Origin of the sequence: Deinococcus betulae, from assembly GCF_020166395.1 — a bacterium.
Lineage (GTDB): Bacteria > Deinococcota > Deinococci > Deinococcales > Deinococcaceae > Deinococcus > Deinococcus betulae.
In genome coordinates this window covers 1-966 of the sequence record NZ_JAIQXU010000086.1, presented here as the reverse complement: position 1 = coordinate 966, position 966 = coordinate 1, and the positions used below count along the sequence as shown (strand labels likewise).

The following is a 966-nucleotide window of genomic DNA, read 5'->3' as shown; positions in this document are numbered from 1 at the left end:
GCGTGAACTGGAGATTGCCCGTCAGGAGCGGGATGTATTGAAAAAAGCCGTGGCCTTCTTCGCCAAACAAAGCTGATCTTCGCCTTCGTTCAGCAGCACCAAGAAGAGTTCCCGGTGGAGCTGATGTGTCAGGTGCTGGAGGTCAGCGTGAGTGGGTACTACGCTTGGCGGAGAAGGCCGGAGAGCGCCAGGGCACGAAAAGACCGCGCCTTGAGCGAGAAAATTAAGGCGAGTCATCAACGAAGCCGAGGAACCTACGGGACCCCGAGAATTCCAGCGGATCTCGCAGATGAGGGAGAGCAGGTGAGCCGACAGCGTATCGGGCGGCTGATGAAGGCAGCGAACCTCAGGGTTCGCTGCAAGCGGCCGTTCCGCGTGACGACCAAGGCGTCATCGGCTCACCCAATCGCAGAAAATCTGCTGAACCGAGAGTTCGACACCGACCGGCCGAACCGGAAGTGGGTCACAGACATCACCTATCTCCCGACAACGGAGGGCTGGCTGTACCTGGCCACGGTCATGGACCTGTTCTCCAGAAAAATTGTCGGCTGGGCGATGAGCGAACGTCTTCACACGCCGCTGGTCACGGCGGCGCTGAACATGGCTTGGCAGCGACGGCAGCCCGAAACCGGGCTGCTGCACCACTCCGACCGAGGCAGCCAATACAGCAGTGAGGTCTACCGACAAGCCCTGGAGCGCCTGAAGGCAATTCAGAGCATGAGCAACAAAGGGCAGTGTTGGGATAACGCTGTGCAGGAAAGCTTTTTCTCAACCCTCAAGGTCGAACTCGACCTGCGCCAGGCACGCGATACGCGTTCCCAGACCCGCAGTGACGTGTTCGAGTGGATTGAGGTGTTTTATAACCGGCAACGTCGCCACTCGTCGCTGGGCTACCGCTCCCCGGTAGCCTTTGAGGAACAAGCCCCCCATCCTGAACTGCGCCTCCACTAAACCCTTGCAATTTCA

Annotated in this window: 1 protein-coding gene; it reads left to right on the top strand. The window is 59.1% G+C overall.

Translation table 11 applies throughout. The features are described from left to right. Positions 1-36: 36 nt before the first annotated feature. The gene (locus K7W42_RS22725; RefSeq protein ID WP_224577683.1) at positions 37-951 is read left to right on the top strand and encodes an IS3 family transposase; all 915 of its coding nucleotides are present in this window, start codon (positions 37-39) and stop codon (positions 949-951) included. The last annotated feature ends 15 nt before the right edge of the window (positions 952-966 follow it).